Genomic DNA, 26,940 nt, shown 5'->3' on the forward strand with positions numbered 1-26,940 from the left:
CAGATTGCGATTCACGCCGACTTGACCGTGACCTCCGAGGCGGATTTCAGAACCGTCCTGCCCTTGGCGGTCTTGATCTCCAACGCCGGCTTCGCCTTCGAGGCCTCGCGCTTCACCGTGTTGCCCTTGATGGTCTTCTCGACGTCCTGGGTGTGGACCTTAGTCACCTCACCCGAGACGGTGCCCTTGCCCCATCTGTAGGTGACGTCGTCGCCGGTCTTCACCTTTGCCTTCGCAGTCATCCGATCCTCCGTCGTGGCTGCGGGACAAGGCGCCCGGGGCGGGCGCGTTCCCGGCCTTCCACGGCCGGGATGCCGCACTCAGCGCCCGACCTCCCGGCGCAGGGCCGAAACCATCGTCTCGACCGCCGCCTGCGCGGTCTCACCGAGGTCGATATCGGCCTCACCGGCGGTGACGAGACCGCGCGCCTCCAGCTCCTTCACGCCCTCCGGGTCGGCCTCGTGGCCGGCGCCGTCCCGGCGGATCACCGAGGTGACCGTCTCGCCGCTGACGAGGCGGTGATAGGCCGCGAAGGCGAGGATCGAGAGGGCCTTGTCGGAGAGTCCGTTCAGGTTGTCGGCCATGCGTGCGTTCCTCCGCGCGTTCCTCGAATCGGGTTCGACGGACGAACGCCGTACGGGGCCGGGGGGTCCAAGCAGGGGCCAGGGTGCGACGACACGTGCGACGACGGGTGCGACGACGGGTGCGACGACGGGTGCACCCGCCCGAGCGGCCCCGCTTCGCGCCGGGGCCGCCTTCCTGCTAATCTGCCGCTCCCCATGACCCCACAGACCGATCAGACCGAAGTGGAACCGAGCCCCGAGACGCGCCCCGCGCCTCCCGATCTCGACTATCGCCTGCGCCAGCAGGCGATCCTGTCCGAGTTCGGCGTCGAGGCTCTGCGCGGCACCGATGTGGATCACCTGCTGCAACGGGCCGCGGAGCTGTGCGCGCAGGGCATGGGCGCGGAGTTCTGCAAGGCCCTGCAATATCAGCGCGGCGCCGACACCTTGCTGGTCCGGGCCGGTGTCGGCTGGGGACCCGACGTGATCGGGAAGGCCCGGATCGGGGCGGACCTCGCCTCCCCGGCGGGCTTTGCCCTCAAGACCGGTCGTCCGGTGATCTCCAACCACCTCGCCGACGAGACCCGGTTCCGCACGCCGCAGCTCATGGCCGAGCACGGCATCCGCCGGGCGATCAACGTGCTGATCGAGAACCGGGACGGCGCCTTCGGAGTGCTGGAGGTGGACGACACCCGCGAGGGCATGTTCGAGGAAGCCGACATCGCCTTCATGCAGGGCTTCGCCAACCTGCTCGGCGGCGCCATCGAGCGCCAGCGCACCGAGAGCCTGCTGCGGGCCGCCCTCGCCCGGCAGGACCTGCTCGCCCGCGAGATGAGCCACCGGGTCAAGAACAGCCTCGCCATCGTGGCGAGCCTGCTCGCCCTGCAGGCCCGTGCCGCCGAGGACCCGGCCGTGCAGACGGCCCTGGCGGATGCGCGCAGCCGCGTCGAGGCGATCGCCGGCGTCCACGACCAACTCTGGCGGCAAGGTGACAAGGACGGCGACAAGGTGGAGGGTGAAGGGGAGGGAGTGCCGGGCGAGCTCGACCTCGCGCCCTTCTTGGAGAAGCTCGTGGCCAACCTCGCCAGCGGCGTGCCGGGCCAGCGGCTCGCCTGCGCGGCCTGCCCGCAGCGGATCTCGGCCGACCGGGCGATCCCCATCGGCCTGCTGGTCAACGAACTCGTCACCAACGCGCTCAAATATGCCTACCCACCCGAGACGCACCCGGCGGGCGGCGAGATCCGGGTCCGCGCCGAGCGCCGGCCCGAGGGGCTCCTGGTCGAGGTGGCCGACGACGGAATCGGCCTGCCGGCGGGGTTCGAGATCGGGCGCAGCTCGAAGAGCCTCGGGATGCGGGTGGTCGGCAGCCTCACGCGCCAGCTCGGCGGCAGCCTGACGATCCCGCCCCGGGAGAAGGGCGCCTGCTTCCGCCTGGAGGTGCCCCTGGAGGTGCCTCTGGAACTGCCCCCGGAGGCGCCCCCGGCCGGCTGAGCGCGGCGTGCTCCCCGACCGGGTGGGGACTGGACAAAAGCCCTGCCCCGCCGCGATCTGGGCGCGACGGGCTCGGCGAGACAGAGCGGATGCAGTGACCGGAAACAGGACGACGGCGGCGCTCCTCGCCGAACGGCTTCACGCCTTTCGGAGTCTCGGCGACAATTGCGAGTTCGGGTTCGTGCAGCGCTACGGCGGGGTCGAGCCCTCCGGGCTGCTGCGCTTCTCCTACACGCCGATGGAGGACCTGATCCGCGGCCTGCGCCGCGGCTTCGCGGATTTCGGCGTACCGGGAGATCTGCGGCTGTCCGTGAGCTCCGGCGGCACCTATTACTGCCACAGCGCCGCCTACAACATCTGGGCAAATACCGGGCACCCGGCCGGCTCGATCGCGCCGGAGACGCTGCTGGAGCGGGAATACGGCCGGCTGGCCCATCTGAAGCGCAAGATGCTGGACGACCTCGCCGACGGTTCGAAGATCCTGGTGCGCAAGGTCGGCCGGGACGAGCCCGAGGCCGATTTCGCCCGCCTGGCCGAGGCGGTCTGGGCGCACGGGCCCTCGACGCTGCTCCGCGTCACCGAGGCCGGGCCGCGCTGGGTTGCCGAACCGGCCCGGCGCGTCGCCGACCGGCTGATCGAGGGACGGGTTCGCCGGTTCGCCCCGGTGGAGCAGGCCTGGGCGGTCGATCTCGAACCCTGGATGCACCTCGTGGACAGCGCCTACGCGCTGGAGCGCGGCGCGGCGCCGACGCGCCTCGACGCCGCCGCCTTCCCGGAGGCGCTGACGCTGCCGGGACGCCTGCGCCGGCATGTCGGTCGGCACCGGGCGGCGGCGCTGAGCGCCTACACGCGGGCGGTGGATCCGGCCGGCTTCCGCGCCGACACGGTCCACGTGTTCTCGAGCTGGGTGTGGATCCCGGAGGACTTCGCCGGGGACCGGGTCTTCGCGGCGGCCGGTTACGCGCGTCTGGGCTGGCGGGATGCCGACCTGTCGCGGCGCCGGTGCTGGCAGCGCGTCTGGGCGGCGGGACGGTTGCGCCCCGACGCGACGCGGGAGCCCGTCGGGCTCGGCATGATCGGCACGCGGCGGGACGGGTTCTGGTCCGCCGGGGCCCGCTTCGCCGAGGGGCCGATCCCGGGCGATGAGCCCGCGCCGGAGCTGCGGATGCCGCCGGTCCGGTTCCCGGGCCGGGATCTCCTGGGCCGGCTGCTGCCGCGGGTCCTGTAGACCCCGGACCCGCCCCGACCGGAAACCGATCCGGCACGGCGGTCTTGCCTACCGGGCCGCACGGGAAGGCGCCCGTCGCGAGCGCGCCCACGCCCGGATTCGTGCCCGACCGCCACTCTCCGTTCCTTACCCTGGCCGCGAGCGCAGCAGGGCGGAGCCCTCCGCGACGGCGCGGCATCGCGGGTGAGGTTCAGGGTCAGCCTGCGCCCGGCAAGCAGGCTCGCGACGGGGTCCGGGAGATGCCGGTGTCCCGTCCCGCCCGGCACGCGCCCCTGGAGACCTGCGGGGCTTCTCGCGCCGACCATTCCGCAGGGCCGTGGGGACGAGCCCGGCAGCCGGCGACGTGGGCCCGTCGGGGCCCGACCGGCGCCGCATCGGGTCCAGCCATCCGGGTCGGGAGCCGTCTGGCAGGGCAGGGGCTCCGGTGCGCCCAGGCCGGGGCGCTGACGCCCTCGCCCGCGCGGACAGGGCCGCCCCGCCTCGGAGATCGCCGCCGTCGGGTTCGCGCGCGGAGGATCTGACCGCCGCTCCTGCGGCCGTCGCAAACGACGCGCAGCGGGCCAGGGCAGCGCCGACAGCGATCGGCCGGATGTCGTCTCCGTCCGTGAGCCGCGGGGAGGGGCCTTGCTCCTGACCCGAGCGCCCTGCCCGGGAGCGTCCGACTGCGCGGCCATCGGCCTCTTCGTCACCGCGCCTGTCGTCAGCGGGTCAGGCCAGCGCGCCTTCAGTGAACGCGGTCCCGCCGGCCTGCCTCGCCGCGCCAGCGACACCGGGCGCGCAGCGGCCAGAGGGCGAAGCCCGGCATGCCCAGCGGCGTCGCGAGCGGCCACCCATCCCTACAGGCTTGGCCCCCGGCTCGATCGCCGGCGTTGTCCCGCCTCGATGGCCCGACCACCCGATGATCGTCCTCCCACGAACACCCCCCCTTAGTTCGCATAAGATATATTATGGAATGCAATGGGTGAATCAGATCGGGTGAGGGGTGGTATGCCGGTTGGGCCGCCAGCAGGCGATCCTGGAGAGATCCCGCTTCGTGCCGCCTTCGGATCCGGGCCGGGCGGCCTTGGGCCGCCGTCCGGCTGGGCAGTTTCCGCGACGGCTTCCGAACCGGGCGAGGGCGGTCCGAGCCCCCTCCCCGCGGCGGCTCGTCCCGAGCGCGCGGCCTCACGCGGCACGGCCGGCCAGGCGGCGCACGTCGCCGAGGATCCGGCCGTCCCGCGTCCGGCAGTCGATATGCTCCGACAGCCGGCCGGGCCGGATCCGGATCGATGCCGGCCGGGCCAGGAGCGCGGCGCGCTCCAGGAATTCCGCGGCGCTCATCGGCGCGTCCCGGCCGCCGCCGAGGCCGCGCCACCAGGACACGGCCTTCTCCCGCTCGTAGCCGCTGCGCTCGGGCCGCAGGCGAACGCGCCACGCCGCCTCGGCGGGGCCGTCCCGCCAGCCGAGGACGAGGTCGAGCCCGTCCGGCGCGGCCTCCAGATTCAGGGCCGTGACCGGATGCCAGGCGGCCTCGTGCCAGCCGGTCTCCGCCGGGGCAGGGCCCGCCGGTTCGGGACCGGGCGATCCGGGGTCGGCCGAGAGGATCGCCAGCTCGTCGTCGGCGGCGGCCTCGTGCGGCGCCTCGGCGTCCGCGTCCGCCTCCGGCTCGGTCCAGCACGCCTCGCAGGTGGAGGCGTTCAGCGCGATCAGGGCGCCGCAGCCGGGGCAGGGCTTGGCGCGCGAGGCCCCTGCCCCGCCCAATCCCTGGGTGGCGCTCCGGACCGTCACGGCGTCCACGGGCCCGTGCATCCGCACCAGACCGGCATAATCGAGGATCAGCGCGTCGGCCTTGCCGGGCGCGCAGCGGAGCGCCCGACCGACCTGCTGCACGTAGAGCCCGGTGCTGCGGGTCGGGCGCAGCAGCGCCACCAGATCGACCTCGGGCACGTTGAAGCCGGTGCCGAGCACGCCCACCGAGGTCAGGCAGCGGATCTGTCCGGCCCGGAACGCCGCCACGATCCGGTCGCGCTCCCGGCGCGGGGTCTCGCCCGAGACGGTCTCGCAGGAATACCCTTCCGCCCGCACCGCGTCGCGCACGGCCTCCGCGTGGGCGAGGCCGGCGCAGAAGGCGAGCCAGGCCCGGCGGGCGCGCCCGTACTCCGCGAGCTCCGCGACCGCCGCCCGGGTGATCCAGTCGCGGTTGACCGCCGCCTCCAGCTCGCTCGGGATGTAGTCGCCCCCGCGCCGGCCCACGCCCGAGACGTCGAGCTGGGTCAGCGTCGCCTTGGAGACGAGGGGCGCCAGGAAGCCGCGCCGGATCAGCGTGAACGTGTCGGCCTCGTAGGCGATGCCGGAGAACAGCCGGTGCTCGCCCGCGTCGAGGCGGCCCGAATCGAGCCGGTAGGGCGTCGCGGTGAAGCCCGCCACCCGCAGCCCCGGGGTCCGCGCGCGCAGGCCCGCCAGGAACCGGCCGTAGCGGGTGTCGGCGGCGCGGGGGATCAGGTGGGCCTCGTCGACGATCACGAGGTCGCGCGGGCCGATCGCGTCGAGCCGGTCGGCCACCGACTGGATGCCGCAGACCAGCACCTGCGCCCCACCCTCCCGCCGCCGGAGCCCGGCCGAGAAGATCCCGGCCGGCGCCTCCGGCCAGGCGCGGGTCAACTCGGAGAAATTCTGGGCGACCAGCTCGCGGCTGTGGGTGACGATCGCCACCCGGGCGAGGGGGTTTTCCGCCAGGGTCTCCCGGGCGAGGGCCGCGATCACGAGCGCCTTGCCGGCGCCGGTGGGCAGCACGATCAGGTGGCCGGGCGCCGCCTCGGCCGCCCCTCCCCGCACCCAGGCGGCCGAGAGCGCGTCGAGGCTGGCGCGCTGGTAGTCCCGCAGGCGCAGCATGGCGGCGGTCTAGCCGGCCGCGCCGGCCCTGTCCGTGGCGGCGCGGTCACGCCGCAGCAGGTAGATGTCCATGATCCAGCCGTGCCGGGCCCGGGCCTCGGCGCGGACCCGGCGGATCTCGTCGCCCGTATCGCCCAGCCGGCCGGAGACCAGGATCTCGTCCGGGCTGCCGAGATAGGCGCCCCAGTAGATCGTCAGGTCCGGGTCGAGATGCGCGAAGGCCGGGTCGCCGTCGAGCATCACCACGACGCTGTCCGCCTCCGCCGGCCAGCCGGCCGCGAGGCGCCGACCGGTGGTGATCAGCACCGACCCGCCGATGCCGTTCAGCGGCACGCCGTGGCGGGCAGCGAGGACCTGGACGCTGGACAGACCGGGCACGACGCGGCGCCGGAACGGCACGCGTCCGCGGGCCAGGATGTGGTCGAGGATGCGCAGGACGCTGTCGTAGAGGGCCGGGTCCCCCCAGGCCAGGATCGCCCCCACCTCCCCGGCCCCGAGATGGGCCGCGAAGGCCTCCTCCAGCCGCTCGGCCCGGGCCGCGTGCCAGGCCTCGACGGTGCGGCCGTAATCGGCCGGGCGGCGCTCCCGGGGCGGGTCCTCGACCGTGACGACCCGGTGGGGTTTCCGGATATGGGCCGCGCAGATCCGGCGGCGGATCTCGACGAGGTCGGCGGTCTCGGCGCGCTTGTCGAGGACGAACACCGCGTCGACGTCGGCGAGCGCCCGCACCGCCTGGAGGGTCAGGTGCTCGGGATCGCCCGTGCCGATGCCGATGACCCGGATCTGCCTGTCCTGCATGCCGTCCTCCGCCGGGGCGGGGAGGGCCGGCGCCGGCCCTCCCCTACAAGCGCGCGTCGGCTTTGGCGAGGATCGCCCGGGCTATGGTCAGGTCCTGCAGGGCGATGCCGGAGGAATCGAACACGGTGATCGCATCCGGATGCGCGCGACCCCCCTCCCCGCTCCGCAGCACGTCGCCGAGCGCCGTAAGGCCTCCTTGAGCCTGCGCGGAGGCGTGCTGGAACTCGCCGATGGTGCGCGACTGCTCCGGCAGATCGCAGAACAGGGCCGCCCGCTCCAGCAGGGCCGGGGGCAGCTCCTGCTTGCCCTTCGCGTCCGCGCCCATGGCGGCGACGTGCGTGCCGGGACGGACCCAATCGGCCTCGAACAGCGGGGCCCGGGCGGGCGTCGCCGTGACGATCACGTCGGCGGCCGCGCAGGCCTCCTGGGCGGAGGCCGCCCGCACCGCGACCCCCGAGGCCCCCTGCCCAGCCAGGCGCTCGGCGAAGCCCGCGACCTTGGCGGCGTCCCGGGCGACCACCAGCACCGTCCGGATCGGCAGGACCCGGGCGAGCGCCGCGCACTCGAACTCCGCCTGGTTGCCGGCCCCGAACACGGCGAGCACCGCGGAATCCGGCCGCGCCAGGACGCTCGCCGCCACCGCGTCGGCGGCGGCGGTCCGGTAGGCGTTGACGCGGCCCGCCTCGATCACCGTGTCGACCCGGCCGACAGCCTGGTCGAACAGCAGGATCACCGAATTGTGCCGCGGCAGGCCCCGGTCCGGGTTGCCGGGCCAGAACGAGCCGACCTTCAGGCCGGCATAGTCCGCCGTCGAGCCCGACTTGATCGAGAACCGGTTGGCCGGCTCCGAGCCGTGGCCGAGCACCGCCGGGAACAGGGTGGTGCCCGCCGCCACCGCGGCGATCAGCGCCTCGCGAGCCGCGTCGAACGCCATGGCGTGATCGACCAGGGCGGCGGATTGCTCCTCAGAGATGAAGCGCATGGATTCAGGGACCTCCCAAGTCATGGTTTCAAAAGGTCGAGACCTTCTGCGGGCGCAGGGCAGAGCCCTGCCCTCGGGCGGAGCCCGATGTCGGGGCGCGCCCCGACACCCCGCCGAAGGGCTTCAGCCCTTCGGGACCCCCTACAGGGTCATGCCGCGGGCGGTGACCGGCCAGATCGCCTCGACGCGGCCGTTCCGGACGCCGACATACCAGTCGTAGACGTTGACCGTCGGGTCGCAATGGCCGGGGATCAGCTTCAGGCGCTCGTTGAGCTTCAGCACGTTGCCGGGATCGCTGATCACCCCGTGCTCGTCCGAGCACTTGATGTACTCCACGTCGTCCCGGCCGAAGACCACCGGCAGGCCGCTGTCGATGCTCTGCGCCTTCAGGCCGGCGTCGCAGATCGCGACGTCCGCCTTCGCCTTGCTCATGATCGCCGTGTAGATGAACAGGCTGTTCTCGAACTCCGCGATCGGCCGCCCGTCCGCGTCCTTCACCCGCTGGTAATCCGCGTCCATGAAGACGTAGGAGCCGCATTGCAGCTCGTTGTAGACGCCGCTGCCGCCCTCCATGGCGAAGCTGCCGGTGCCGGCCCCCGCCACGATGGCGCAGTCGAGGCCCGCTGCCTTCAGCAGGTCGACGGTGCGCCGCGTCTCGTCGATCGCCGTCTGGATCAGGGCCTGGCGCTCGCCGTAGTCGCGCACGTGCTGGGCCTTACCCTGGTAGGCCTGCAGGCCCGCGAAGCTGAGGCCCGGCGCCGCCGCGATCCTCTTCGCGATCGCCACCGCGGGCTCGCCCGGCGCGACGCCGCAGCGGCCGGCGCCGACGTCGATCTCCACGAGGCATTCGAGGGTGACGCCGTACTTGACCGCCGCCGCCGAGAGGTCGTCGACGTTGCCGAGGTCGTCGACGCAGACCAGCACCCGCGCCCGGGTGGCGAGCGCCGCGAGGCGCTCGATCTTCTTCGGCGCCACCACCTGGTTGGAGACCAGCACGTCGCGGATGCCGGCGCTCACCAGCGCCTCGGCCTCGCTGACCTTCTGGCAGCAGACGCCGCAGGCCCCGCCCCGCTCGATCTGCAGGACTGTGATGTCGGACGACTTGTGGGTCTTGGCGTGCGCCCGGTGGCGCAGGCCGTGCTCCTTCATGAAGCGGCCGAGCTTGTCGACGTTGCGCTCGAGGGCGTCGAGGTCGACCAGCAGGCAGGGGGTGTCGACCTCCTCGACCGGCATCCCGACGGTGGCGGGAATGTTGTTGCGCATGGTGTGTCCTCCTGATCGGCTGGTGGTGTCAGCGGGCCCGCGTCACGGGGCGAGGCCCAGAAGCTCGGCGATGCGCGGCGTCGCCTTGATGCCGGTGCCGGTGAGCACCACCACGGTGGTCTCCTCGGGCCGGATCGCGCCGCTTGCGGTGAGGTCGGTGAGCGCGGCCGCCGCCATGGCGCAGGTCGGCTCGACGTAGAGGCCCGACCGGGCGAGCTCCATCAGGGCCGCCTCGATGGATTCCTCGGAGACCGCCACGGTGCCGCCGCCGGACCGGCGCAGCGCCGCCAGCACCGCCGGGCCGCGCACCGGCCGGGCGATCGAGGCGCCCTCGGCCAGCGTCGGGCGCGGGGTGACCGGCACGAAATCCGCGGCGCCGGCCTCGAAACCCGCGTGCAGGGGGGCGCAGTGGGCCGGCTGGACCGCGTAGAGCCGCGGCAGGCGGGCGATCTCCCCCCGGCGCAGCAGCTCCGAGAAGCCGATATCGCAGCCGAGGATGTTGCTGCCGGCCCCGCACGGGATGATCACGGCGTCGGGCGCGGTGAAACCCAGATCCTCCCACAGCTCGTAGGCCAGCGTCTTGGTGCCCTGGAGGAAATGGGCCTGCCAATTGTGGCTGGCGTAGAAGATCGACTCCGCTTGGGCGACGGCCGCGTCGGCCGTGTCCTGGCGGGTGCCGGGGATCAGCGCGACCTCGGCGCCGGCGGCGCGCATCTGCACGGTCTTGGCCGGCGAGGTCGAGGCCGGGACCAGGATCCTGGCCCGCATCCCGGCGGCCGCCGCGTAGGTCGCCACCGCGGCGCCGCCGTTCCCGGAGGAATCCTCCAGCACCGCGTCGACCCCCTGCTGGCGCAGAATCGACAGCATCACGGACGCGCCCCGGTCCTTGAAGCTGCCCGAGGGCGCGAACCACTCGAGCTTGAAATGGGCGCGGCCGCCCCGCCAGGGCCGGCGCACCAGCGGGGTGCAGCCCTCGCCGAGGGTCACGGGGTCGGCCACCGTCACCGGCAGGGCCGCGGCGTAGCGCCAGAGGGAGCGCTCCCCCGCGTCGATCTCCGCCCGCCCGATCCCCGGCAGGTCCGTGATCATCAGCGGACCGCCCGTCTCCGAGCGCCAGCGGGGCGTCTCGATCGGGTAGGTCGCGCCGGTGGCGGGGTCGAGATAGGCGGCGGACGGAGGCATCGCGGCTCGGTTTCCGGGGCGGTTCGGGAAGATAATACAAAATAATCTTGGTCGGCGCGCCTCCCTTCTCGGGGCGAGGACGGCGCGCCGAAATCCGGGCCGAGACCGGCCGGTGCGGGCCGAGACGGGCGGAGCCCGCCGCGTCAGGGCTCCGCCCCAACACCCCGCCGAAGGGCCTCGGCCCTTCGGGAACCCCGGACCTCTCAGGCCGCGAGCGGCAGGATGGTCGGTTCCGGGGCGTGCTCGGCGGCGATCGCCCCGGCGACGAGCTCGGCGGTGGCGCCCGAGAGGGTCCAGCCGAGATGGCCATGCCCGGTGTTGTAGAAGACGCCCGGCAGATGCCCGCGGCCGACCTTGGGCAGCATGTTCGGCAGCATCGGTCGCAGGCCGCTCCAGGCCACCACCCGGTCGGTGTCGACGCGCGGGAACTGCTCCCGGGTCCAGTCGACCAGCGGCTGGATCCGGTCGTGGCGGATGTCGCGGTTGAAGCCGTTGAACTCGGCGGTGCCGGCGACCCGCAGGCGCTCGTCGCCGAGGCGGCTGGTGACGATCTTGGCCGCCTCGTCGAGGATGCTCACCTCCGGCGCCGCCGCCTGCGCCTCCGGGGTCAGCAGGTTCACGGTGATCGAGTAGCCCTTCACCGGGTAGACGTTGACCCGGTCCCCGAGCAAAGCCGCGAAGTGGCGGCTGGCGCAGCCCGCGCAGATCACCACCGCGTCGGCCCGCAGGACCTGCGCGGCGCCGGCCGGCCGGCCCGCGTCACGCCAGCGGACCGCGTGGCCCCCCTCCCCCGGCGCGATCGTCTCGACGCTGGCGTCCTGGACGAAGCGGACGCCCTTGCGCGCGCAGGCGGAAGCGAGGCCGCGGGTGAACTTGTGGATGTCGCCGGTGGCGTCCGAGGGCGTGAAGAAGCCGCCGTGATAGGTCCCGGCGAGCGTCGGCTCGATCGCGCGGATCTCCTCCGGGGTCACGGCGTAGCGCTCCAGGCCGCCCACCCGCAGCAGGGCGTTGACGGCCGTGGCCTTCTCGAAGCTCGCCCGGTCCCGGTAGAAGTGCAGGATGCCGCGGGTCTTCAGGTCGAACTCGATCCCCTCGGCCTCGGCCATGGCGAACAGGGCCTCGCGGGCCTTCAGGGCCAGCCGCACCGTCTCCACGGTGTTCTCCCGGTAATGGGCGATCTCGCGGACGAACTCGGCCATCCACGACAGCTTGTGCCAGGAGGGCTTGGGATTCATCAGCAGCGGCGCGTCCCGGCGCAGCATCCAGCGCAGGCCCTGCATCACCGTGGAGAGCTTGTTCCAGACCTCGGCGTTGCAGGCCGAGAGCTGGCCGCCATTGGCGAAGGAGGTCTCCATGGCGGCGTAGCGCTGCCGGTCGAGGACGGTGACGCGGTAGCCGCGCTGCGCGAGCGCGTAGGCGGTCGTCACGCCGGTGATGCCGGCGCCGATCACGGCGATGTGGGTCATGGGCTTGGACTCCGGGACTGGACGCGTGGAGGCCGTCCGCGAGCGGTCGGCCGGTTGCGCGCCCCATCTGTCCCGGTGCCTGAGAGCTTGATCCGACCCGCCCTGGCGAGGCGAAGCGCGGACGTCCCCTTCGGCGGGTGCCCACGGGCTCCACCCGCTGCACCGCTCTCCAGATCGCCCTGACGACACGGTTCCGGTGCCTGAGAGTTTCCGGGGCGGTTGCTCCGTCGGCGCCGGGTCCCCTCTGCTGGGAAGATCCCGGTCTCTCCCGCATCGTCGCGATGGGCTGTCCCGGGATACGCCGATCGGCCGCGGGGGAGAAGGCCGCCCGTCCCGCCAGCGGCCGATTCCGCCGACAGCCGGTGCGCGTTGTCACCGCCGGGCCCGATCGCGGCCGGGAGCGATCCCGGCGGTCGGCGGTTGACCCGGCGGTTTGACCGGGGATTCAGGGAGACGGCCGATGCTGACCAGGACCGCGATCTACGAGGGTACGGTGCGCGACGGCCGGGAGGAGGAATTCTTCCGCCGGGTCCGGGACGAGCTGGAGCCGTTCTGGCGGCGCTTCCCGGGCGTCACCGCCGTGCGGGTCCAGCGCCTCGTCTCCAAGGACGACGACGCCCGGCCGATCGCCATGATCCTGGAGATGGACTTCCCCGATCAGGCGGCGCTCGATGCCTGCCTCGCCTCGCCGATACGCCCGGAATCGCACGCCGCCACCGAGGCGGTGATGCAGATGTTCGACGGCCGCTTCTACCATCTGGTCAGCGCCGGACGGACCTTGTCGCTGCTGGATTAGGATCCGGTCGCGGGGCTGCAATCACCGCCCGCATTCGCTGCCGTATTTACCGCATATAAACCTAAATCGACGGATTTTTATCTGCTGAAGATATAATCGTCCGCCTACACAGCAGTCCATCCGACCCTCTTAAGGGTCTCGGTGCAGGTTGTGCCCGAGCGACACCCTTCTTGTTCAGGCGGACGGCGCGATGGCGAAGTGGATTCCTGGCGCGGCCGTCTTCGGTCTCCTGTGCCTGATGATCATCCCGGCCCCCGGGATCTGGGGCGTCCTGATCGGGGCCGCCTGCGTGCTCGCCATCGTCGGCAGCCTGTGCATGCTCGCCCTCGATCGGGTGGCGAGCGCCATCCTCGTCTGGCGCTCGCGGATGCGGGCGCGGCGCCCGAGCCCGAGCCGGAGCCGGGTGGTCCATGCCGGCTCCAGGATGACCCGGAAGGTCTGAGCCTCCGGCGGGGCGCCGGGGACTGGATTCCCCGCGGCATCGGTGCAAGGTCCCGGCGCCGCGATCACGGCGCCTAAGACCAACCGGGACGGTCCGATGAAGCTCCTCTACTCCCCCGCCTCCCCCTATGCCCGCAAGGTGCTGGTCCTCGCCCACGAGACGGGACTGATCGAGCGGATCGCCGTCACCGTCGCGGGGGCCTCGCCGACCGGCCCCTCCGCGGAGGTCGCAGCCCACAACCCGCTGGGCAAGATCCCCGCCCTGGTGCTGGAGGACGGCACCGCCCTCTACGACAGCCGGGTGATCTGCGAGTATCTCGACAGCCTCTCGTCCGGGCCGCGCCTGTTCCCCGAGGGCTCCGCCCGCTGGGACGCGCTGACCCGGCAGGCGCTCGCCGACGGCCTGCTCGATGCGGCGCTGCTCACCCGCTACGAGCGGGTGCTCCGTCCCGAGCCCCAGCGCTGGGACGCCTGGGAGGCCGGCCAGGTCGGCAAGATCCGCGCGGCGCTGGACCGGTTCGAGAGCCTGGTCGGCGGGATGCCGGCGCTGGATATCGGCACGGTGGCGCTCGGCTGCGCGCTCGGCTACCTGGATCTGCGCTTCCCCGATCTCGCCTGGCGGGAGGGCCGCCCGGCGGTCGCGGCCTGGTACGCGGATTTCGCGCGCCGCCCCTCCATGGAAACCACCGTGCCGAAGGGCTGAGGCCCCGCTCGACCGGGCCCCGCTACGGCCGGGCCCGGTCGACGATCGCGTAGGGATGGGTCGATCCGAGCGGATCGGCGAGGAAGTCCTGAACCGTCCCGGCGCCGGTGCCGAAGGTGATGAGCAGGAAGCCGCCTGCCAGCGCGAAGTTCTTCAGGAAGTCCCAGAACAGCTCGCGGCCCTTGCCCCCGGCCCAGAAATCCTCCGGCACCCAGAACTGCTTCCACAGCAGAGCCGTCACCCCGCAATAGCCGGCCAGCACGAAGGCGGCGGCCCGGTCGGCGATCCCGGTCAGGATGCAGAGCGACATCCCGATCTCGACGCAGAGCCCGATCAGGATCAGCGCCACCGCGGGTGCGGTGGCGTGCACGGCCTCGCGCGCCTGCCCGACCGCGCCCCTGAAGTTCAGGATCTTGTCGAGGGCGCTGAACGGCAGGAACAGCAGCACGAGGAGCAGGCGGACGCCGAACGCGATCGCGACGCTGAGGCTGGCCATGCGCTGAACGGTCTCCCCACCCGGCCCGGTTCAGGCCGCTGATCCAAGGCGCTGATCCAAGCCGCGAGCGGCGCAAAGGTTTCCTCGGCCACGCGCCGATGCCGCCCTTCCGGAAGGGGCTGTCCAGGCCGGATCACCGCGCTTCTTCGACCGAAGGGTGGCATCTGGGCAACAGCGGTTCAAGCGTCTTGGCGCAAATGACCGATCGACGAAAATTTCGAATATCCCAGACCAGCCCCTCAACGGACTATGTATCCAGATTTATATTACATTCGACCCGTATTATGAAATATTTCTCTAAGCAAATCGAATCATCCGTTCGCACCTTGACACGCCACTTCCCTTAAGCACTCGCTTTCTCAATACGATCCTCGATCGGCGCGCGGCGATCAGGAATGTCATGGCGTATTCCGGCAGAATTATTCCATAAACGCCGTCAATAAATCTGCGAGTATTGAACATGCGTATTGTAATCATCACGCCGTCGAGGCTCAAGCCCTCGACCCTGGCCGGAAAATCCGGCCAGTACTTCCTGGAACACGCGATCGAGAGCGCCAACGCCCAGGAACTCGACAGGCCGGCCACGATCCACTTCTTCGTCGGGACCGATCCCGGGATCGAGATCCCGGCGCGGCTCGCCGGGCACCCGCAGATCACCTTCGCGCGCGGCGAGCACAGGGGACAGATCCCCGCGCTGAACGCCGCCCTCCGCGCCGTCGATGCGAGCTGGGACCTGGTCGGCTTCCTCGAGGACGACGACCACTGGCTGCCGCCCTATCTCGGTGTCGCGCTCCGCGCCCTGGACAGCTTCGATTTCGTCTCCTCGACCCAGCTCGAGACGGACGAGGCCGGCGAGGTGGTGCGGATCAACGACTTCGCGACGCCGTCGGGCTGGCTGATGCGGCGGACCACCTTCGCGCAGGTCGGCGCGATCAGCCCGGCCGCGAAGTGGCACTACGACAACGAGTGGCTCGGCCGCCTCGCCGAGACCGGCCTGCGCCGCGCCCACCTCGTCGAGGCGACGGCGCCCGTCACGCTGCAGGACGCGATCCAGGTCCGCCCCTGGCTGGCCAACGTCCTTCAGCTCGGTGGACCCAACGTGCAGCTCGCGCGCCACGGCTTCGTCCTGCCGCTGGTGTGCCGCCTCGTGCATCCGGGTTCCGGAACCTCGGCTGTCGGCCAGGGCGGCACCTCGAGGGCCGAGAGCGAAGCCGAGTACCGGCGGCTGATCGACCGCTTCGGCCGCATCCCCTGGTGAGATCGCGCCCCGCAGCGGACGCTCCGCGGACCGGAAGCGCGCGACCGACGCGGATGCCGGTTCAGCCTGGAAGCGCCCCCTGGGACGCCGACGCGGAGCCGGCCATGCAGGTGCGGATCAGCCGCCGCACGAAGCCCGCGCAGGCCTCGAGTTCGTCCCGGGTGACGTACTCGTCCGCCCTGTGGGCGCGCGCGATCGAGCCGGGCCCGATCACCACGGCCGGCACGCCGCCGAGCCGCTCGAACAGCCCGCCCTCCGTGCCGTACGAGACCTTGGCGTGGCCGTTGCGGCCGGCGAGGCGCTTGGTCAGGGTCACGATCTCGGCCTCCGGATCGGTGTCGAGGCCCGGATAGTCGATCAGCGGCTCGACATCGACGCCGCAGGCCGGATCGCCGGCCCGCATCAGCGAGGCCAGCGTCCCCGTGGCGTAGGCGATCGCGGAGGCCGCCAGCGCCGCGGCGTCGTCCGCGCCGATCGCCCGGTACTCGAACTCGACGCTGCAGGTGTCGGGCACGATGTTGAGCGCCGATCCGCCCCGGACCACGCTCGACAGGCCGGTGGTGTGGGGCACGTCGTAGAGCGGGTCGCGGGCCCCGTCCCGGGCGATCGCCTCCGCGGACAGGCGGACATGCTCGATGAACCGGGCGGCGTATTCCACCGCGTTGACTCCCTGGGGCGCCAGGGCCGAGTGGCTGGCCTTGCCGCGGAAGGTGAGGCGGGCGGCCGCCTTGCCCTTGTGGCCGACCACCACGTCCATCCCGGTGGGCTCGCCGACGAAACAGCCGAGCGGCCGCGGCCCGCGCTCGAGCATCCGCGCGATCAGCGGGCGCACGCCGAGACACCCGACCTCCTCGTCGTACGAGATCGCGAGGTGGATCGGGGTGGCGAGCTCCGCCGCGACCATCTCGGGCAGGAGCGCGAGGCAGACCGCGAGGAACCCCTTCATGTCGGAGGTGCCGCGCCCGTAGAGCCGCCCGCCCGCCTCCCGCAGGGCGAACGGGTCTGACGACCAGGGCTGGCCGTCGGTCGGCACCACGTCGCTGTGGCCGGACAGCACGTAGCCCGGGCGGTTCTCGAACGGCCCGACGCTGACCAGCAGCGCCGCCTTGCGGCCTGTCGGATCCGGCACCCGCTCCACGGCGGCGCCGTGGTCGCGGCAATAGGCCTCCGCCCAGTCGATCAGCGGCAGGTTCGAGCGGGCGCTCACCGTGTCGAAGGCGACGAGCGTGGCGAGCAGCGCCGCCGGATCGGGCGTGCCGGGGCGCGGCGTGGCGGTCTGTGCGGGCTCTGTCATGGATCCCATGTCGTGGCTGGGTCGCGGCTGGCGTGCCGACCCGCGCGAATCGGTCTCGAGGGCGCGCGGAGTCCTACGGGTTTTCGGCGCTTCCGGGATCCCGGGCAATGCCCGGCCCGGCCGGCGGCGCCCCGGAACCGGGGCGGCGTTCGGGCGTAGCCGTCGGTGAAGCCCCCTCAGGTCGCCCGTCCCGGAGCCCCGACCATGCGTCCCGGTCCCGCCCCGATCCTCGCCGCCCTCCTGCCGACGGCCCTGCTGCTGGCCGCCCCGGCCGCGGCCCGCCCGCGGGCCAGTTCCCCTGCCGGGCGACCGCATCACCGCGCGGCCTCCGACATGGACCTGACCCTCGCCCGCATGGCGGCGCGCGACCGACCGGCCGCGCTGGCGGGTCTGGCAGCAGCCCCGGCCCCTCGCCCGCATGGTCGCCCCGGCGACGCGCGAGCGGGTCGCGGCGCCGCCGTTCACGGGCTGGGGCTACGGCGGCACCGTCCCGGGTGCCGCGCCCGGCTTCTGAACCGCCTCGACCCGGGCCCGGCCGCCTGCCATGGTGGGGGCGACCGAAGCGGCCCGAGACGGACACGATGGTGCTGGAGTTCCGCCTGGACGATCCGACCCCCGCGGATCCGCGCCGCCACTGGGGCACCCTCGCGCAGGAGACGCGGGACGCCTGCTACGACAACACCCGCGCGGTGGCCGACAGCGCCGCCCAGGTCGCTGCCCGGGACGCGGCCTCGGCCGCCTACCGGGCGGCGCATCCGGCCGGCCTCGACGTGCGCTACGGCCCCGGCGCCCGCAACGCCCTCGACCTCTACCCGGCGCGGGACGCGGCGGCGCCCTGTCTGGTCTTCATCCACGGCGGCTACTGGCAGCGCGGCGCCCGGGAGCTGTTCGCCTGCTTCGCGCAGGGCCCGAACGCCGCCGGCTGGTCCGTGGCGATGGTCGGCTACACCCTGGCGCCGGAGGCGAACCTCGCCCGGATCGTGGCGGAGATCGGCGCGGCCCTCGACTGGCTCGCCGCCCACGGGGCCGCGCACGGGATCCGCGGCCCCCTGGTCCTGTCGGGCTGGTCGGCGGGCGGGCTGCTCACCGCGATGCAGCTCGGCCATCCGGTGGTGGCGGCGGGTCTGGCGATCTCCGGCGTCTACGACCTCGCACCGATCCGCCAGACCTACCTGGACGCCAAGCTGAGCCTCACGGACCGCGAGATCGAGACCCTGTCGCCCCTGCGCTGTCCGGTGGTGGCGAAGCCGCTCTGCATCGCCTACGGCTCCCGCGAATTGCCGGCGCTGATCCACGACGCCCGCAACCTGCACGCCCTCCGAGCGGCGGCCCATGCTCCGGGGCCCCTGCTGCCGGTCCCCGGGGCCGAGCACTTCTCGGTGCTCGACGCCCTGCGAAGGCCGGGCGGGCTCCTGGTCCGGGCGGCCCATGCCCTGCTCGAGGGCTGAGAGCCCTCGACGGCGTCCGCGACCGCATTCCGGACGGCATCCCGGACGAGATCGCGGCCGGCATGCTGGACCGCCCCCTGAACGACGGGGGATGACCGCGTGCAGATTTGCAACTCCCGATAGAAATTCTGCATCGCCGAGGCCCGTTCCCGTCTTGCTGAGGCCTGCCGCCCGTGCTGAGACGGGATCGCGGGCACGATCTCCCCCATCGGGAGCCGGCCGATCCCGGGGAGATCGGATGCAAGCGGTCGCGCGATCGGAAACCCCTGTGGTGGCGCCCTGCGTCGACCCCGCGGACCGGGCCGGCCACCGTGGCGGATGGCGTGGCGGATGGGGCACGCCGCGGCTGCGCGTCGTGCTGGCCCTGGGTTTCGGCACGCTCGGCTTCCTGACGACCCTGGCACTCGCCGCCTCGGTGAGCTGGGAGGCGACCCGGCGGCTCGAGGCGGAGGTCGGCGGCCAGCTCGTCGAGATCGCCGGTCAGATGGCCCGGGGCCTCGATATCGGGATGTTCGAGCGCTGGCGCGACATCCAGATCGCGGCCGCCTCGGACAGTCTGCGCGATCCCGGGACCGGAACGGCCGCCAAGCGCGCCGCGATGGAGCGGCTCCAGGCGACCTACCCGGCCTATTCGATCATCGGGCTGATCGACGCCGACGGGCGCGTCTCCGTGACCAGCACCGGCGCCCTGGAGGGCGCGGACGTCTCCGGCCGCGATTATTTCCGCGGCGGCCGCGCGGGCCCCTACGTGGGCGACGTGCACCCGGCCAAGCTGCTCGAGGCGCTGATGCCCGCGGACGAGGCCGCCGCGCGCGCGGCGGCGCGCGAGCCCCTGCGGCTCCTCGACGTCGCGGCACCGGTCCGGGCGCCGGACGGCCGCGTCCTGGGGGTGCTGGCCGCCCATCTCGACTGGACCTGGGCGCGCGACATGGCACGCATCCTCGAGGGCGGCCTCCGGGGCCACCGCCAGGGTGCCGAGATCCTGATCCTGTCCCATGACGGCACCGTGCTCCTCGGTCCGCCCGCCCTGCAGGGCGCCCCCCTGCCCCGGTCGGTCCTGGTCGGCGACCGGCCCCTCGATCCGGAGGGCACGAGCCGGGTCGGGCCCTGGCCGGACGGCGCCGTGTATCTCAGCGCCCGCGCGTCCACGGGCGGCCACCGCGACTATCCGGGCCTCGGCTGGCAGGTCGTGGTGCGGCAGACGGCCGACCGGGCCCTGACCTCGGTGGCGGCCCTGCGCGGGGGCATCCTGGCGGCGGGCAGCGCGGTGGCGCTCGCGGCGGCGCTGCTCGCGTGGCTGCTGGCCGGCCTGATCGCCCGCCCCCTGCTGGATCTGGCGGTCGCTGCCGAGACCCTGGGCCGCGATCAACCGCTGCCGCCGCTGCCCCGCTCCTTCGTGCGCGAGGGCGCGACGATCGCCGACGCCCTGGCGGCGGCGGCGGACGAGCGGGCCCGGCGCGCGGAGACCCACCGGCTGCTGATCGATGAACTCAATCACCGGGTGAAGAACACCCTCGCCACCGTGCAGGCGATGGCGGCGCAGAGCCTGAAGAACCTCGGCGGCGGCGCGGCGGCCGGGCGCGACGCCTTCGAGGCGCGGCTCCTCGCCCTGTCGCGGGCCCACGACATCCTGACCCGCGAGAGCTGGGCGAGCGCGGATCTGCGCGGCGTCGCCGCCCAGGCGGTGCGGCCCTTCCTGGGTGCGGACCCCGCGGGCGGCGATCCGTCGAACCGGGATTCTTCCGGTCGGGAGATTTCGGACCGGGACATTCTGGGTGCGAACACGCCGCGCATCACCCTGGACGGCCCCGACCTGCGGCTGCCGCCCGAGGGCGCGCTGGCGCTCACGATGATCCTGCACGAATTGTGCACCAACGCGGTCAAGCACGGCGCCCTGTCGGTTCCGGGCGGGCGGGCCGCGCTGGCCTGGACCGTGGAGGCCGGCCCCGACGCCGAGACCCTGCGGCTGACCTGGCGCGAGTGCGGCGGCCCGCCGGTCGTCTCGCCGTCGCGGAAGGGGTTCGGCACCCGCCTGCTCGAGCGGGGCTTCGCCGGAGGCAGGACCGCCAGCCTCGCCTACGAGGCCGGCGGCCTCGTCTACGTGGCGGCCAATCCCCTGCCGCGAAGTACTCACCCTCGGAGCCGTTGCTCGGCCGGTAGGGCTGGCCCGCGTGCTTCTTCAGCCGCTCGGCCGCGTCGTCAGGGTAGATACGCCGGTCAGCCATGGAGGGCCTCCGCGTACCCTGCTGCCATCGCGTCTTGCTGTCCGGCCAGTTCGCTCATCTCGCGTTCCAGCGCCGCCATGCTCTCGGCGTGCGATGCCGGCGTCATGCCGACGAGNGCGTCCGCACGCCGGACGGGCCTGATCCCGCCCCGGCCCGGGCGACCATCGTTCCGGCCTCACCGACAGCGCGCCCCTCCGCTGCCGGACCGCGGCCGCGGTCCCGCGCGCCGGCGGGACACGCTCCGCGCCGTCGAAGCCAGATCTCCCTTTAATCCCGATCCCGATTTCAAGTTGAAGCAAAGACGTGCGCGGACGCACACGGTAGTACACGCGCCGAGGATTAAAGATTTCATCGATGTAATGTGCCGATACGCACACGCTATTCCGAGAATGTAGACTAGGGTCGACTTATCGGCAGGGATGCGGTGTCCCGTGCCACAGGTCGAACAGCGAGGAAACGCCATGACCCAGTCCCGACATCTCCCGGTTCGCGGCCGGACGGCCGGCTCCGCCTTCGGCCTCGCCCTCCTGACCGGAATCCTCGTCGCGCCCCTGGCGGCGCAGGCGGGCGAGGGCGGCGGCGGGAGCCGTCAGGCCGCCGGCGGCGGCCATATGAGCTCCTACATCACCGATCCCTACCACGACCCGCGCTCGCTGCACTCGCAGCGCTCCGGGTCCGGTCAGCTCCTCGGGGCGCCGATGGTTCACGACAGGGCCGGGGCCAGCGTGGCGCGCGGCCGGGTCGTCGACCCGCACTGGGCCTCCGGAACCGCGGAGCGCCGCCGGGTCCGGCGCTGAGACTTCGGACTCCGATCCCGGGACCCACCGCCCGGCCCCGCCGGCCGGGCGGCCCCGACCCGACCGAACACCGCTCCGCGCTCCCGTCCCGCGCCGCCGTCCGGCGGGCGCGGTCCGGCGCATCGCCCTCCCCCGTCTCGCCTTCCGGTTCTCCCAGCCTCAGGGACCCCTTCATGAACAACATCATCCAGGGCATCGCCAGCTTCCAGGGCAGCGTCTTTCCCGGCCAGCGGCAGATGTACCAGCAGCTGGTGCGCGACGGTCAGCACCCGAGCGCGCTGATCATCGCCTGCGCGGATTCCCGGGTCTCGCCCGAGCACATCACCCAGGCCGGGCCCGGAGACCTGTTCGTCTGCCGCAACGCCGGCAACATCGTGCCCCCGGCCTCCGACGTGGTCGGCGGCGTATCCTCGGCGATCGAGTACGCCGTGGTGGCCCTCGGCGTGCGCGACATCGTGGTCTGCGGCCACTCGGATTGCGGCGCCATGAAGGGGCTGATGAACCGGGACCTGCTCAAGCGGATGCCCAGCGTCGCCGCCTGGTTGCGCCACGCCGAGGCCGCCGAGCGGATCGTCTGCGAGGCCTATCCGGAGGGGATGGACGCGCAGGCCCGCCACCACGCCCTGGCCCTGGAGAACGTGGTGGTCCAGCTCGCCAACCTGCGCACCCATCCGAGCGTCGCCGCCGCCCTGGCCAAGGGCTCCCTGCGGCTGCACGGCTGGTTCTTCGAGATCGAGACCGGTGCCCTGCTGGCCTATGACGGCGCGAGCGGGCGCTTCCGGCCGATCGCCGGGGCCGACATGCCCGTGGCGCAGGATTCCTCCGCCAGCAGCCGCCTGCAGGCGGCCTGACCATGCGCCACCCCGGCCGCCTGACCACGACCCTGCAGAGCGCCCTCGCCCCGGGCGGCGCCGTCCGGGCGAGCCTTGCCCGGGACCTGCCCGCCTCCGTGGTGGTCTTCCTGGTGGCGCTGCCCCTGTGCATGGGCATCGCCATCGCGTCCGGCGTGCCGCCGGAACGCGGCCTCATCACCGGCATCGTCGGCGGCATCGTGGTCGGCCTCCTCGCCGGCTCGCCGCTCCAGGTCAGCGGGCCCGCCGCCGGGCTCGCCGTGATCGTCTACGGGTTCGTGCAGGCGCACGGGCTCGACGCCCTGGGCCCCGTCCTGGTGGTGGCCGGCCTCGTCCAGCTCGCCGCCGGCGCCCTGCGGGTCGGCGGCTGGTTCCGGGCGATCTCGCCGGCCGTGGTGCACGGCATGCTGGCCGGCATCGGGATCCTGATCGTGCTGGCCCAGATCCACGTCCTGACCGACGCCCTCCCCCGGGCGAGCGGCCTCGACAATCTCGTGGCGATCCCGGCCGCGTTCTTCAACTTCGTCACCGGCACGGGCGACCGCACCGGGGCCGTGATCGTCGGCGGGATCACCATCGCGGCGATGATCGCCTGGGAGCGGCTGCGCCCGGCGCGTCTCCGGCTCCTGCCCGGGGCGCTCATCGGCGTGCTGGCGGGCAGCCTCGTGGCGGGGCTCGGGGATCTCGCCGTCAAGCGCGTGGCGGTGCCGGAGGCGCTGTTCTCCGGCCTCGCCCTGCCGGCCGCCGAGTCCTGGGCGCGCCTCGCCGAGGCCGAGATCCTGATCATGGCCCTGGTCATCGCGGTGATCGCCAGCGCCGAGAGCCTGCTCTCGGCGGCCGCCGTCGACCGGATGCACGACGGCCCCCGCACCCAGTTCAACCGGGAACTCGGCGCGCAGGGCATCGGCAACCTGATCTGCGGGCTCGTCGGCGCGCTGCCGATGACCGGGGTGATCGTGCGCTCCTCGGCCAACGTCCAGGCGGGCGCCGTGAGCCGCGCCGCCACGGTGATGCACGGGACCTGGATCCTGGCCTTCCTGCTCGCGCTGCCCTGGCTGCTGGCCCTGGTGCCGACCGCGAGCCTCGCCGGCATCCTGGTGGTCACCGGCTGGCGGCTGGCGAGCCCGGCCCACGCCCTGCACCTGCAGGCCCGCTACGGCTGGCTGACCGCGGCGATCTGGCTCGCCACGATGGCCACCGTGGTGGCGGTGGACCTGCTCAGCGGGGTGCTCACCGGCCTCGCCCTGAGCCTGCTCCAGGCCCTGCCGAGCCTGCGCAAGGGCCGGCTCCGGATCGAGCACGCGGCGGCGACCGAGGTGCCGGGCGTGCCGGAGCTGCGCCTGTCGGGGGCGGCGACCTTCCTGCAGCTGCCGAGCCTCACCGCGGCCCTGGAGCGCACCCCCGCCGGCGGCGAGGTCCGCCTCGCCACCGACAACCTCGCGGCCATCGACCACACCTGCCTGGAGATGATCGGCGACTGGGCGAGCCGGCGCAGCGCCACCGGCAGCCGGATCGCGGTGGTCGGCGGCTCGGGCGTGCCGCACGACCGGCTCGCCGCCGCGGTGGCGGCCCCGGCTCACTGAGAACCCCGAGAACCCCGAGCGCCCTCCGCCGGAGATGAGGTCGGTCCGGCGGCGGGCGCGCGCCATATCTCGGGCCAGGCCCCGGCATCACGGCCCGGAGCCGTTCCCGTTGCCGGCGCGGTCGGGAGCGGCTCCGCGCCGCTTCAGCGCGCCGCTTCAATGCCCGGTCACCGGGCCTCCCCCGCCGCGCGGGTCGTCAAGGCCGTCCCGCACCGGGGACCCGGCGATCTTCAAAACCGGTTAATCTTGAATCTTCGCGCCCCTTTAACGCGCGGAAGGCCAGACTCCGCGGCACGGCTCCCGCGGCCCTGGCGGGCCGGGCCGGCAGAATGGTTCTCGTCAGGAGCTTCGTCGATGATCAGGTTCCTCGCGGCCCCGGCCGCCTGCCTGGTCCTGTGCGGCGCCGCGGCGGCGCAGGACATGCCCAGCCTCGCGACCCTGAGCCCGCCCGACACGGTGCAGGCGGCGGCGGGCCCCGCGCTCCCGGCGCCGGACNGGAGGCCGGCCCCGATCAGGCCGCGCTCCGGCCCGAGCCCGGCCGGACGCCCCTCGGCGGCCTCACCCTCCGCAGCACCGCCGACACCGCGCAGACGACCGCCAGCCTGAAGGCCCCCGCGACCGCGTCCAAGCCCTGGTGCGCGCAGGAGCGGCGGGTCGGCACCGGTCAGGGCTTCTGCCTGGTCAATTGAGCGGGCCGACCGGCTCCGCCGACCCCTGCGGGACCCGGCAGCCGGATCAGGAGGCCGAGTAGACCGTGACCTCGTCGAAGGTTCCGCCGTCCGGCGCGACGTCGAGGGAGGCGACGAGGAGCACCAGCACGGCCGCGCCGACCGCCGCGACGGTGAGCAGCCGCGTGATCAGATCCGCGTGGGCGCGGGCGGCGTGGATCAGCGCGCAGCCGAGCAAGAAGGCGCAGAGCTGCGTGACCGGCGCGACGATCGCCGCGCTCATCGCGCCCTCCCGGTCATCCGATCACGGCCGATCCTGTCCATGGCACGTCCTCCCGGCCGAGACGCCGCGGCCTTCCGGCCCGCGGGAGACCCAGCAGATCGCCGGCCCCGGCGCGCGGCCACTATGGGGAGACGGCGGCGGGGTCCGGCGTCACGTCTTCGCGACCGTCCTCGCGACCGGCGCCTGTCAGGCGGGGTCCGGCCCCGGCGATGCCAGGGCGTAGGTGGCCTCGGCGACCCGGTTCAGGGGCCCGCCCGGCCCCGACCGCTTCCACAGGCGCGTGTTGAGGGCCGCGACCGGATCCCGGCCGGGCAGGGTGAAGCCCTGCCCGGCGAGCACGGCCAGGATCTCGGCCGCGTGCAGCGGCCGGCCCGCCCGCGCGATCGCCGCGCAGGCCGCCTGCACCACGGCCCGGCCGTAGCGGCGGGCGCCGGCGGCGTCCTCCGTGAAAGCGATTGCCGGCGGGATCGGGCCGGCACCGCCGGCGGGATTGGGGGACATTGCCGACCGCACCGCCGGACCGGCCTCCGCCGCCAATCTTCCGCGGGGCGCGCCCTTCGCGTCCACAACCGGTCCGGACCGGACTTCCGGAACGCTGTGCTGGCGCGGCGCCGGGTCGGAGGCCGGGTCACCGCGAATCACCACTGGGGGATCGGGATCCGGGACCGGATCCGGCCGCGGGTCGGATCCGCCGGCAGCCAGGCGGCGACCGAGCTCCTGGTAGAGGACGAGATCGGCGATCTCCCGATCGAGCGCCTCGCGCTGGCGTCGCAGCGCGGCGAGCCGGGTCGCGATCTCACATTCCGACAGGGCCACGTGATGTTCCTTCCGATCGAAGGGAACATATGACTATTCCCGTGTCATGGGGAAGAGGTTCTGTCTCGCGTTCCCGCATCATTCCTTCGCGATAAGGAACATACCCGGATGGAACAAAAATCTATTCCTTCACGCGACGTCGTATTCCCTTCCCGGCCGGGCGCGGCGGCACGAGCAGCGCGCCGGGATCGGCCGGGTGCAGGGTCAGGCCGCCGTCGTCGAGCACCAGCGGCAGCCGCGGAAACACCTCGCGCAGATGCGCGAGATCGGCCTTGAAGGCCTGGCGGAAGCTGCGGATCGAGGCGTTCTCGGCCCCGAACTGCGCGTGGAGGTTGGCCCAGGTCAGGCGAAGCGGCCGCTGCAGGGACCGCAGGCGGTAGCCGGTCCAGAACAGGAGGTCGAGCTTGCGCGCCGAGCCCGAGAAGGCCCGGGCCGCCCGCACGTCCACCGGCAGGGCGTGCCGGATCAGGGTCTCGTAGAATTCGGGGTCGAAGCGCACCGTGCGGCCCGCCTCGTCGTCGCCCTCCCCGGCGCGCGGCCGCCACAGTTCCAGGCTGCGGAACGGCGGGACGTTGAGGGTCGTGGCGCTGTCGCGCCCGTCCCAGAGCCCGATCTGCATGGAGCAGGCGGCCAGCCGGTTCAGTTGCTCCTTGAACTGGCGGATGGTGCCGCGCTCGCCCCCCGTGACCGCGAAGCCCATTTCGCGCATGAAACCCGACAGGGTCTCGGCCACCTTCACGGTCGGGCTGCGCTGGCGCACGGCCTCGGTGCAGAGGTGCAGCAGGACCAGCCGGGCCTTCGGGCCGTAGGGCAGCCCCTGGGGCTCGAAGGCGCCGGTCTCCGGGTCCTTGATCCGGCCGGCGATCAGGTTGAGCGAGTTGCGGCCGTAGCTGCGGGAGAATTCCCGCACCGGCCCGGGATCGCGGTAGGGCAGGCCGCACAGGGCCAGGACCGAGTGGATGTGCTGGAGGCTCGACGGCAGGGCCGGCTCGTTCTCGATCACGAGGCGCACCGCGTCGCGGCGGCGCTGGTCGCGCGACAGTCCGGCCCAGCGGCTCGCCTCCTCCCCGAGGAGGGCGGCCTCGGCATCGCGCTCGCGCTGGCGGTGCAGCACGTGCTCGACGATCTGCGCGAACAGGAAGCCGCCGCGCGCCGCCTCGATCTCGGCCCGCAGGTCCGGGTCGTGGATCCCGGCGATCTTCTCGTCGATGCTCATCGCCCCTCAGGCCCGCGGCACACGGGCGCGCCGATCCGGCAGGCGGACGGACGGCCCATCCTGCCATGCCATGATTCGCCCGCCGCGGCCCCCGCCCGGTCGGCTTTGTCCCTGCAATCCACGCTTCCCCGGTCCGGAGACCGGCCGCGAGGCCGCCGACCGCCCCGCGGCCGGCCCCCGCGTCGGCCTGCGCAGAGTTGAATACGGGTTCCGACGCGGGG

General features: G+C 73.2%; 24 protein-coding genes and 2 riboswitches. Of the genes, 11 read left to right on the forward strand and 13 right to left on the reverse strand.

Going from position 1 to position 26,940, the window contains the following annotated elements:
• Nucleotides 1–11: 11 nt before the first annotated feature.
• Nucleotides 12–242 (reverse strand): hypervirulence associated TUDOR domain-containing protein, encoded by a 231-nt coding sequence (locus MOTC310_RS00435; protein WP_331294424.1) that lies wholly within the window; start codon nucleotides 240–242, stop codon nucleotides 12–14.
• 78 nt (nucleotides 243–320) lie between these two features.
• Complete coding sequence (locus tag MOTC310_RS00440) at nucleotides 321–584, reverse strand: hypothetical protein (RefSeq protein WP_331294423.1); 264 nt, start codon at nucleotides 582–584, stop codon at nucleotides 321–323.
• 195 nt (nucleotides 585–779) lie between these two features.
• Here MOTC310_RS00440 and MOTC310_RS00445 point away from each other — a divergent pair, with 195 nt between their 5' ends.
• Together MOTC310_RS00445 and MOTC310_RS00450 are read left to right on the forward strand one after the other, a co-directional pair.
• On the forward strand, nucleotides 780–2,054 hold the full coding sequence (locus MOTC310_RS00445) for a sensor histidine kinase (protein WP_331294422.1): 1,275 nt from the start codon (nucleotides 780–782) through the stop codon (nucleotides 2,052–2,054).
• Nucleotides 2,055–2,148: 94 nt separating this feature from the next.
• Nucleotides 2,149–3,282 carry a hypothetical protein gene (locus MOTC310_RS00450; RefSeq protein WP_331294421.1) on the forward strand — a complete coding sequence of 378 codons (1,134 nt, stop codon included), beginning with the start codon at nucleotides 2,149–2,151 and terminating at the stop codon, nucleotides 3,280–3,282.
• Between the two features lie 1,164 nt (nucleotides 3,283–4,446).
• On the opposite strand, the gene MOTC310_RS00455 is transcribed toward MOTC310_RS00450, so the two are convergent.
• From MOTC310_RS00455 to MOTC310_RS00480, 6 genes are all read right to left on the reverse strand, one after another.
• On the reverse strand, nucleotides 4,447–6,153 hold the full coding sequence (locus MOTC310_RS00455) for a DEAD/DEAH box helicase (RefSeq protein WP_331300428.1): 1,707 nt from the start codon (nucleotides 6,151–6,153) through the stop codon (nucleotides 4,447–4,449).
• A 9-nt stretch (nucleotides 6,154–6,162) separates the two neighbouring features.
• Nucleotides 6,163–6,951, reverse strand: coding sequence for a precorrin-6A synthase (deacetylating) (gene cobF / locus MOTC310_RS00460; protein ID WP_331300429.1), 789 nt, complete (start codon nucleotides 6,949–6,951; stop codon nucleotides 6,163–6,165).
• Between the two features lie 43 nt (nucleotides 6,952–6,994).
• A complete protein-coding gene (locus MOTC310_RS00465) occupies nucleotides 6,995–7,933 on the reverse strand; it encodes an ornithine cyclodeaminase family protein (RefSeq protein WP_331300430.1) in 939 nt (312 codons plus the stop codon).
• Between the two features lie 141 nt (nucleotides 7,934–8,074).
• On the reverse strand, nucleotides 8,075–9,196 hold the full coding sequence (locus MOTC310_RS00470) for a DSD1 family PLP-dependent enzyme (RefSeq protein ID WP_331294417.1): 1,122 nt from the start codon (nucleotides 9,194–9,196) through the stop codon (nucleotides 8,075–8,077).
• A 42-nt stretch (nucleotides 9,197–9,238) separates the two neighbouring features.
• Nucleotides 9,239–10,378, reverse strand: a complete 1,140-nt coding sequence (locus MOTC310_RS00475; protein WP_331300431.1) for a pyridoxal-phosphate dependent enzyme — start codon at nucleotides 10,376–10,378, stop codon at nucleotides 9,239–9,241.
• Nucleotides 10,379–10,581: 203 nt separating this feature from the next.
• Nucleotides 10,582–11,844, reverse strand: coding sequence for a D-amino acid dehydrogenase (locus tag MOTC310_RS00480; RefSeq protein WP_331300432.1), 1,263 nt, complete (start codon nucleotides 11,842–11,844; stop codon nucleotides 10,582–10,584).
• Between the two features lie 65 nt (nucleotides 11,845–11,909).
• A riboswitch (glycine riboswitch) is annotated at nucleotides 11,910–12,019 on the reverse strand.
• Nucleotides 12,020–12,022: 3 nt separating this feature from the next.
• Nucleotides 12,023–12,125: riboswitch (glycine riboswitch) on the reverse strand.
• 179 nt (nucleotides 12,126–12,304) lie between these two features.
• Here MOTC310_RS00480 and MOTC310_RS00485 point away from each other — a divergent pair.
• From MOTC310_RS00485 to MOTC310_RS00495, 3 genes are all read left to right on the forward strand, one after another.
• Nucleotides 12,305–12,640, forward strand: a complete 336-nt coding sequence (locus MOTC310_RS00485; RefSeq protein ID WP_331294415.1) for a hypothetical protein — start codon at nucleotides 12,305–12,307, stop codon at nucleotides 12,638–12,640.
• A 190-nt stretch (nucleotides 12,641–12,830) separates the two neighbouring features.
• Nucleotides 12,831–13,082: a hypothetical protein gene (locus tag MOTC310_RS00490; RefSeq protein WP_331294414.1), complete on the forward strand. Its 252-nt coding sequence runs from the start codon at nucleotides 12,831–12,833 to the stop codon at nucleotides 13,080–13,082.
• Nucleotides 13,083–13,178: 96 nt separating this feature from the next.
• Complete coding sequence (locus MOTC310_RS00495) at nucleotides 13,179–13,784, forward strand: glutathione S-transferase (RefSeq protein WP_331300433.1); 606 nt, start codon at nucleotides 13,179–13,181, stop codon at nucleotides 13,782–13,784.
• Between the two features lie 22 nt (nucleotides 13,785–13,806).
• Here the strand turns inward: MOTC310_RS00495 and MOTC310_RS00500 are convergent, their stop codons facing one another.
• Entirely contained in the window at nucleotides 13,807–14,280 is a 474-nt protein-coding gene (locus tag MOTC310_RS00500; protein ID WP_331300434.1) for a DoxX family protein, read from the reverse strand.
• 460 nt (nucleotides 14,281–14,740) lie between these two features.
• On the opposite strand from MOTC310_RS00500, the gene MOTC310_RS00505 reads away from it, so the two are divergent.
• Nucleotides 14,741–15,538 carry a glycosyltransferase family 2 protein gene (locus MOTC310_RS00505; protein ID WP_331300435.1) on the forward strand — a complete coding sequence of 266 codons (798 nt, stop codon included), beginning with the start codon at nucleotides 14,741–14,743 and terminating at the stop codon, nucleotides 15,536–15,538.
• Nucleotides 15,539–15,599: 61 nt separating this feature from the next.
• Here the strand turns inward: MOTC310_RS00505 and argE are convergent, their stop codons facing one another.
• On the reverse strand, nucleotides 15,600–16,832 hold the full coding sequence (argE, locus tag MOTC310_RS00510) for an acetylornithine deacetylase (RefSeq protein WP_331300436.1): 1,233 nt from the start codon (nucleotides 16,830–16,832) through the stop codon (nucleotides 15,600–15,602).
• 581 nt (nucleotides 16,833–17,413) lie between these two features.
• On the opposite strand from argE, the gene MOTC310_RS00515 reads away from it, so the two are divergent.
• The 5 genes from MOTC310_RS00515 (at nucleotide 17,414) to MOTC310_RS00535 (ending at nucleotide 23,736) form a co-directional block, all read left to right on the forward strand.
• Nucleotides 17,414–18,280 carry an alpha/beta hydrolase gene (locus MOTC310_RS00515; RefSeq protein ID WP_331300437.1) on the forward strand — a complete coding sequence of 289 codons (867 nt, stop codon included), beginning with the start codon at nucleotides 17,414–17,416 and terminating at the stop codon, nucleotides 18,278–18,280.
• Between the two features lie 928 nt (nucleotides 18,281–19,208).
• Complete coding sequence (locus tag MOTC310_RS00520) at nucleotides 19,209–20,900, forward strand: sensor histidine kinase (protein WP_473753790.1); 1,692 nt, start codon at nucleotides 19,209–19,211, stop codon at nucleotides 20,898–20,900.
• A 66-nt stretch (nucleotides 20,901–20,966) separates the two neighbouring features.
• Entirely contained in the window at nucleotides 20,967–21,302 is a 336-nt protein-coding gene (locus MOTC310_RS00525; RefSeq protein ID WP_331300439.1) for a hypothetical protein, read from the forward strand.
• A gap of 173 nt (nucleotides 21,303–21,475) precedes the next feature.
• On the forward strand, nucleotides 21,476–22,153 hold the full coding sequence (locus MOTC310_RS00530; protein WP_012318536.1) for a carbonic anhydrase: 678 nt from the start codon (nucleotides 21,476–21,478) through the stop codon (nucleotides 22,151–22,153).
• Between the two features lie 2 nt (nucleotides 22,154–22,155).
• A complete protein-coding gene (locus MOTC310_RS00535) occupies nucleotides 22,156–23,736 on the forward strand; it encodes a SulP family inorganic anion transporter (protein ID WP_331300440.1) in 1,581 nt (526 codons plus the stop codon).
• Nucleotides 23,737–24,471: 735 nt separating this feature from the next.
• On the opposite strand, the gene MOTC310_RS00540 is transcribed toward MOTC310_RS00535, so the two are convergent.
• The 3 genes from MOTC310_RS00540 to MOTC310_RS00550 form a co-directional block, all read right to left on the reverse strand.
• Nucleotides 24,472–24,687 (reverse strand): hypothetical protein, encoded by a 216-nt coding sequence (locus MOTC310_RS00540; protein WP_331294406.1) that lies wholly within the window; start codon nucleotides 24,685–24,687, stop codon nucleotides 24,472–24,474.
• Between the two features lie 186 nt (nucleotides 24,688–24,873).
• Nucleotides 24,874–25,503: a hypothetical protein gene (locus MOTC310_RS00545; RefSeq protein WP_331300441.1), complete on the reverse strand. Its 630-nt coding sequence runs from the start codon at nucleotides 25,501–25,503 to the stop codon at nucleotides 24,874–24,876.
• 121 nt (nucleotides 25,504–25,624) lie between these two features.
• Complete coding sequence (locus MOTC310_RS00550) at nucleotides 25,625–26,719, reverse strand: replication protein RepA (RefSeq protein ID WP_331300442.1); 1,095 nt, start codon at nucleotides 26,717–26,719, stop codon at nucleotides 25,625–25,627.
• Nucleotides 26,720–26,940 lie beyond the last annotated feature (221 nt).

The sequence above is a fragment of the Methylobacterium oryzae genome (genome assembly GCF_036441375.1).
GTDB lineage: Bacteria > Pseudomonadota > Alphaproteobacteria > Rhizobiales > Beijerinckiaceae > Methylobacterium > Methylobacterium oryzae_A.